10 protein-coding genes are annotated in these 5,697 nt (G+C 37.0%); all 10 read right to left on the bottom strand.

Going from position 1 to position 5,697, the window contains the following annotated elements:
* Positions 1-1,450 (bottom strand): arginine--tRNA ligase (argS, locus tag RAO94_06030; protein MDP8321890.1); only part of this gene is annotated, 1,450 nt, incomplete at its 3' end.
* Positions 1,451-1,461: 11 nt separating this feature from the next.
* Positions 1,462-1,842, bottom strand: a complete 381-nt coding sequence (rsfS, locus tag RAO94_06025; GenBank protein MDP8321889.1) for a ribosome silencing factor — start codon at positions 1,840-1,842, stop codon at positions 1,462-1,464.
* Between the two features lie 13 nt (positions 1,843-1,855).
* Complete coding sequence (locus RAO94_06020) at positions 1,856-2,311, bottom strand: LytR C-terminal domain-containing protein (GenBank protein MDP8321888.1); 456 nt, start codon at positions 2,309-2,311, stop codon at positions 1,856-1,858.
* Positions 2,304-2,795, bottom strand: coding sequence for an HIT domain-containing protein (locus RAO94_06015; GenBank protein MDP8321887.1), 492 nt, complete (start codon positions 2,793-2,795; stop codon positions 2,304-2,306). The genes RAO94_06020 and RAO94_06015 overlap by 8 nt, the downstream gene beginning before the upstream one ends.
* Positions 2,788-3,543 (bottom strand): NTP transferase domain-containing protein, encoded by a 756-nt coding sequence (locus RAO94_06010; GenBank protein ID MDP8321886.1) that lies wholly within the window; start codon positions 3,541-3,543, stop codon positions 2,788-2,790. The genes RAO94_06015 and RAO94_06010 overlap by 8 nt, the downstream gene beginning before the upstream one ends.
* 1 nt (position 3,544) lies before the next feature.
* Positions 3,545-4,009: a 2-amino-4-hydroxy-6-hydroxymethyldihydropteridine diphosphokinase gene (gene folK / locus RAO94_06005; GenBank protein MDP8321885.1), complete on the bottom strand. Its 465-nt coding sequence runs from the start codon at positions 4,007-4,009 to the stop codon at positions 3,545-3,547.
* Positions 4,006-4,362, bottom strand: coding sequence for a dihydroneopterin aldolase (folB, locus tag RAO94_06000; GenBank protein MDP8321884.1), 357 nt, complete (start codon positions 4,360-4,362; stop codon positions 4,006-4,008). Before folB ends, folK begins: the two co-directional genes overlap by 4 nt.
* The gene (locus RAO94_05995; protein MDP8321883.1) at positions 4,343-4,801 is read right to left on the bottom strand and encodes a SoxR reducing system RseC family protein; all 459 of its coding nucleotides are present in this window, start codon (positions 4,799-4,801) and stop codon (positions 4,343-4,345) included. The genes folB and RAO94_05995 overlap by 20 nt, the downstream gene beginning before the upstream one ends.
* A complete protein-coding gene (gene rfaE2 / locus RAO94_05990; GenBank protein MDP8321882.1) occupies positions 4,801-5,274 on the bottom strand; it encodes a D-glycero-beta-D-manno-heptose 1-phosphate adenylyltransferase in 474 nt (157 codons plus the stop codon). Before rfaE2 ends, RAO94_05995 begins: the two co-directional genes overlap by 1 nt.
* Positions 5,271-5,697: phosphoribosyltransferase family protein (locus tag RAO94_05985; protein ID MDP8321881.1), on the bottom strand; the 427-nt coding region annotated here is incomplete at its 5' end. The genes rfaE2 and RAO94_05985, both read right to left, overlap by 4 nt.

The following is a 5,697-nucleotide window of genomic DNA, read 5'->3' as shown; positions in this document are numbered from 1 at the left end:
TATCTGTGATCTGATTAAGAATTTCTGGGAAAGAAAGCATCTTCTTGATCAATCTGATTTCTTCAAATTTATCGAGTTTCTTTAGCTGCTTCAAATCAAAATTATCCAGAGTAATCTTCTCTTTTTTAGCTTTCTTCAGGATGGAACATATCCTGGCATGAGCATATTGAATATAGAAAACCGGATTCTCGCTTGAAGCCTTCTTTGCTAATTCAAGATCGAAATTAAGGTGAGAATTTGGCCTTCTATCCAAGAAGAAATAACGGGTAGCATCTTTACCAACTTCATCAATCAGGTCATTCATAGTGACGATTTTACCGGCTCTTTTGGACATTTTGACAAGTTCACCATTTGAGAAAAGATTAATGTGTTGCAGAAATACCACTTCCAGTTTGTCAAAATCATAATCAAGTGCTTCCAGAGCTGCTTTCAAACGCGGAACATATCCGTGATGATCTGGTCCCAGAACATCTATTATGATATCAAAACCTCTTTGATATTTAGTTAGATGGTATGCAATGTCTGGAACTATATAGGTGATGGTTCCATCTGCTCTCATTAATACTCTGTCTTTCTCATCTCCAAACCTGGTCGATTCAAACCAGATGGCATCATCCTTTTCAAAAGTTACATTCGCTTCTGATAAATAGCTGAGAACTTCTTCTATAGAGCCTTCCTGGCGGAGTTTTTTCTCACTCATCCAATTCTCAAATTCAACTCCGAATTTCTCTAAACTATACACCTGCATTCTGTGTATTTCTTCCAGAGCAAAATCTTTCATTCTGTCCAATCTATCCTTTTCAGAATAATGAAGAAGTTTGGAGCCTTCAATGGAATTGAGTTTGGCAGCTATGTCTTTAATATAATCTCCATTATAAGCCTCTGCAGGAAAATCAGTTATTATTTCTCCATGTAACTCACGATAACGCAATTCAACAGATTCTGCGAGTATATCTACCTGATTACCAGCATCATTTACATAAAATTCTCTAAATGGCTCATACCCGACATATTTGAATACTCTATACAGGCTATCTCCATAAGCAGATGCACGAGCTGAAACTACATTTAAGGGTCCGGTTGGATTTGCAGATACAAATTCCAGAATGACCTTTCGTCTTTTTCCGTAATTGCTGGAACCATAATCATTGAACATGATCATAGGCATCATATGATGATAAACATAATTACTCAAAGTGAAATTTATAAATCCTGCACCAGCAAGTGAGACGCTTTTATAATCTCTTTTTTTCTCCATTTCTGCCACGATCTTTTTTGCCAGATTGACAGGTTTCATTTTATTCAGCTTACTGCACACCATGGCTATATTAGTAGAAAAATCACCATGCTCAATGTTTTTAGGTACTTCTACAGAATAATTGTCTAGGTACTTGTATCCCAGGGTTTCCATTGCCTGGGCAATATCACCACGAATTTTAGCTTTAAGCATTTTGCTCTCCTCTAATTCTCTTTCCCTGTCTGATCTTCAACTGATTTTTGTTTTCGAACTCGATCAGATACTTCCCACAATTCCTCTAAATCATAATATTCCCTGGTTTCATGATCAAATACATGAACCACTATAGTAACCATATCTATCAATATCCAGGTACCATTATCCATACCTTCTTTACCCAGAACATAAATCGACTCTTCTTTAGCTTTATCCAGTACATTTTGAGCTATTGCTCTGTTATGCAGATCGCCAGAGCCTTCACAGACCATGATCATATCAGTATAATCACTTCTACTTCTCACATCATATACTTTGATCATCTCAGCTTTTTTCTCTTCTAACCATTCAGTAATTTTCTTAACAGTATCTTCAATTTTAATTTCCATAATACCTCATTTATTATTTAAAGTAAAGTATATAATCTTTACCCAGGATCAACTCAAATTCTGCTTTTGCATTATCCTTCACAGCTCTGGTTACTTTTGTAATTCCAGTTTTGCTTTTTAGATAATTCAGCTTTTTTTCCACATCTTTACCTTCCTGGCGAACAACCAGCATGGTCTCTTCATATTCGCATTGCATATTAGATATATTTTCCCAGTCTATCACTGTGATGTCATTATACAGGAGTGCCTGTGATACTCTTTGTGCCAGACCACTCACACCACAACCATTTCTTACCAGGATATTTATACTTGGTTTATAATCATCTTCCATTTCCACAATTTCACTGCTTTCGGGAAATAGAATATAGATCATCACTATTATCATAGCAACAGCAAAACAGATCGAGACAGTTATCGCTCCCTTTTTGCTATTTACTTTCTTTTCCTCAGTCAATTTTTTTTCAGTCATTGAGCTTGTCAAATTGTTCCTTTAATCGTTGGTATGCATTCTCAAATTTCTCAGGTATAACGCGTACTCCACTTGCACTCGTCATAAAATTTACATCCCCTGTCCAGCGGGGCACAATGTGCACATGAATATGTTCATCAATACCTGCTCCAGCCGCTTTACCTATATTCATCCCGATATTTAACCCATCAGGATGATAATATTTATGAATGATGCCTGTTGTTTTCTGCACAAGTTCAAAAAGGTCATTTCTTTCAGATTCCTCCAAACTCAACAGGTTGGATGTGTGACGCCTGGGAACAACCATCAGATGTCCATTATTATATGGATACAAATTCATTATCACAAAGGAATAATCACTTCTGTACAGGATCAAATGCATTTCATCTTCGGCTTCTGGATGTTCAAGACAGAATATACAGCCTTCTTCCTTCTGTGAGTTTATATAATCCATTCGCCATGGTGAATATAATATATCAGTCATTTTCCTGATTCTTCTCCATTATTTTCAATTCTTGCTCTAGCTCTTTCAATTGCTCAGGAGAATTCACTCCACTTGCCTCCACATTGTCAGTGAGGGTCACTGTAGAAATGTGTTTTCCTGTGTCTTTCAATATTTCCAGAGTATCAGTTAAATAATACTCCCCCTGGCTATTATCATTCTTTAGTTGTGATATGCTCCACAATAGATCAAGAGAATTATAACAATATATCCCGGTATTTATCTCTTTCACTTTGCGTTCATCATAAGTAGCATCTTTATGTTCTACAATTTTTGTAAAATCACCTGTTTCATCTCTTAGTATTCTTCCATACTGCAAAGGATCATCCATAATAGCAGTAAGTACCGTGCAGGCTGATTTTTCCCGCTGATGCACTTCATACATCTTCTGTAAAGTAGCTGATGTTAATAATGGCACATCCCCATAAAGTATGAAGATCAGACCTTCAAAATCCTGAATTTGATCTCGGCAAACCATGATCGCATGCCCTGTACCATTTTGAGGATCCTGAATTGCAAATCTGATGCGTTCATCCTCTGGGACCACTGCCTTTACTACTTCTTTTTTATAACCAATCACAACTATTATGCGTTCACTTTCCATTTCCTTAGCAGTATTGATCACGCGATTGATCATGGGCACTCCATCAATCTCAAATACCACTTTGGGAAGATCGCTGCGCATTCTTGTACCTTTTCCTGCTGCCAGAATTATTGCTGCTGTTCTCATTTTACTTCTCGCTTTCTAATTTATTATATATTTCCTGAATGCTTTCACCTAAAACAGGGTGAATAAACTCAGGTGCCAGTTCAAGCATTGATTCCAAAACGAATTTCCGATTATGAAGATCTGCATGAGGTATTATCAGCTCATTCGTATCGATCACCTGACCTTCATAAAACAAAATATCGATATCTATTGTGCGAGGTCCCCATTTTCTGGTTCTCATTCTACCCGATTCAATCTCCACTTTCCGGCATACTCCTAATACATCATTTGCAGAAAGTTCAGTTTCAATCAAAATCACCTGATTCAAAAAATCTGCCTGATCAGTAATGCCGTAAGGAACTGTTTCCAATATTTCACTCTCTTTCAATATTTTAATATTAGCATGGGTTTTCAGCATATCCTTTGCTTTTGTCAGATATCCTTTACGATCTCCCATATTGCTGCCCAAACCTACATATACTTTCATCGTTTCCTGTGCATGACAATTTCTGCTGAATCCAGTGAACCATTGATAGGAACAGATGGTTTTATTATTTTGATCTCAGAAAATATGATATTCTCAAAACTGCCCATAACCGTATCTAAAACCTGGTTTGCACAATTCTCCATCAAATGATAGGAATGCTTTTCCATCACATCTTTGATCAGATCAAATACCCTAGTATAATCTATGGTATCTTCTATATTACGAATATTGACATCATTATAACTGTCAGTTTCCAATTCAAAATCAACTATGTAACGCTGTCCCAGCTTACGCTCTTCCGGCTGAGTGCCGTGATAACCGTAAAACACCATCTTATTCAGGCGTATCTTCATCAGAAATCTCCTGTTGATATTCTTCTTCTGATACTCTCTCAAGTATCTCAAAACGAAGTTTCTTACTCCATTTCTTATCTATTGCATAGATGATCAATCCACTTAATCCTAATGATAATACTGATCCCAGTATGGAAACGTTCTCTGAACTCACAAATAGATACTTGAAAATCAGATAAACCAATATCATCATAATAACTGGTAATAAAAATACAATAAATGACGACATTATTCTTAAGGCGGGGGAGATGAATATCTTCACCTTGTCTCCTACCTGTAATCTAAGATCAGTATCTATCCAGTGACTGCTTGTATTTTCACCAACCTGGCATATACCATGCACTGCACAACTGGCACAACTATCCGATTCGGGTAATTTCACCAGGACTCTACGATCTTTCACTTCTGAGACTATTGCTATATCTTCTATTATTTGCATTATTTCTTTTCCATTTCTTCTATTGTCTTAGTAGTTGAATAACCTTTAATAAAATCAAGACTGAGTACTTCACCACCACTTTGTAGCACTATATCACTTCCCACAATATCTTCCGGTTTCCAGTCACCACCTTTCACCAGAATATCAGGTTTTACAGTATTGATCAATTTATAAGGAGTATCCTCAGTAAAAATCACTACGTGATCTACATCCTGAAGTGCTGATAAGACTATGGCCCGGTCTATCTCGCTGTTCACAGGTCTATTAACTCCCTTCAGTCTTCTCACACTATCATCATTATTAAGTCCCACTATCAAGACATCTCCCAGTTCCCTGGCAGCTTGCAGATATTGCACATGACCTCGATGAAGGATATCAAAGCAGCCATTTGTGAAGACGGCTTTCTTATCATCAGATACCAATTCTTCTCGAATTGCAGAAATTTCACGCCAGGTTCTTAATTTGTTTCTCATAATGACTGACTACTAAAATCCCAGTTCTTAAATTCTATTCCCTTGATAACTTCTTTTTCCAGCTTTACGGGATATTCTCCACTAAAGCAGGCAAAACAATGATTCTCAGGATCAGGAACAACCTTCTGTATCATATCCATATCCATATACATCAGAGAATCCACTTCCAGGTAATTTACAATTTCCTGATGAGTTTTATTATGGGCGATCAATTCTTTCTGGGTAGGAGTATCAATCCCATAGAAACAGGAGTAGCGCACAGGAGGAGAACCGATTCTGAGATGAACTTCCTTAGCCCCCTTTTTCCTCACTAATTTCACTATTTTACGTAAAGTAGTGCCACGCACTATTGAGTCATCCACCAGTACTACAATTTTGTCTTGAAAGAAATTAGGGAGAGGGTTAAATTTCTGATATACACTC

It is taken from the genome of Candidatus Stygibacter australis, from assembly GCA_030765845.1.
In the GTDB taxonomy this organism is placed as follows: domain Bacteria; phylum Cloacimonadota; class Cloacimonadia; order Cloacimonadales; family TCS61; genus Stygibacter; species Stygibacter australis.
Note: the sequence above shows the minus strand (reverse complement) of the source record. Positions and strands in the feature narration are given on the sequence as shown.

Excerpts from the sequence above, each read along its gene's own strand:
- rsfS (MDP8321889.1), bottom strand. The coding sequence starts at position 1,842 with ATGGAAATTAAAATTGAAGATACTGTTAAGAAAATTACTGAATGGTTA.
- RAO94_06020 (MDP8321888.1), bottom strand. The coding sequence starts at position 2,311 with ATGACTGAAAAAAAATTGACTGAGGAAAAGAAAGTAAATAGCAAAAAG.
- RAO94_06015 (MDP8321887.1), bottom strand. The coding sequence starts at position 2,795 with ATGACTGATATATTATATTCACCATGGCGAATGGATTATATAAACTCA.
- RAO94_06010 (MDP8321886.1), bottom strand. The coding sequence starts at position 3,543 with ATGAGAACAGCAGCAATAATTCTGGCAGCAGGAAAAGGTACAAGAATG.
- folK (MDP8321885.1), bottom strand. The coding sequence starts at position 4,009 with ATGAAAGTATATGTAGGTTTGGGCAGCAATATGGGAGATCGTAAAGGA.
- folB (MDP8321884.1), bottom strand. The coding sequence starts at position 4,362 with ATGAAGATACGCCTGAATAAGATGGTGTTTTACGGTTATCACGGCACT.
- RAO94_05995 (MDP8321883.1), bottom strand. The coding sequence starts at position 4,801 with ATGCAAATAATAGAAGATATAGCAATAGTCTCAGAAGTGAAAGATCGT.
- rfaE2 (MDP8321882.1), bottom strand. The coding sequence starts at position 5,274 with ATGAGAAACAAATTAAGAACCTGGCGTGAAATTTCTGCAATTCGAGAA.